Raw genomic sequence first — 255 nt, 5'->3', positions numbered from 1 at the left:
TCTCTGCTTCCCGAAAATCACCGCCCGCAAAGCTGTGAACAGGCCCCACATACACCGCAGACCCCCACTGATCTCGTTTTTTGGGATCAAACCCCGGTCTTCGCTCAATGTCCCAGCCCAGCAGCACTCCTTCGCGATGCAGTCGAATCTTGATGCGCAAGCCACCTCCGCCTCGCCGCAACTCGTCTAGCAACTCGTCGGGAATCCGGTCAGCGACAGGAATATCAACATCGAGCAACAGTTCTTTGCCCCGAT

1 protein-coding gene is annotated in these 255 nt (G+C 56.9%); it reads right to left on the bottom strand.

Annotated features, from left to right (window positions below; translation table 11 throughout):
• Positions 1-255: hypothetical protein (locus tag GTZ97_RS16835; protein ID WP_236651285.1), on the bottom strand; the 255-nt coding region annotated here is incomplete at both ends.

Origin of the sequence: Aquabacterium fontiphilum (genome assembly GCF_009909205.1) — a bacterium.
Taxonomy (GTDB): Bacteria; Pseudomonadota; Gammaproteobacteria; order Burkholderiales; family Burkholderiaceae_C; genus Aquabacterium; species Aquabacterium fontiphilum.
Note: the sequence above shows the minus strand (reverse complement) of the source record. Positions and strands in the feature narration are given on the sequence as shown.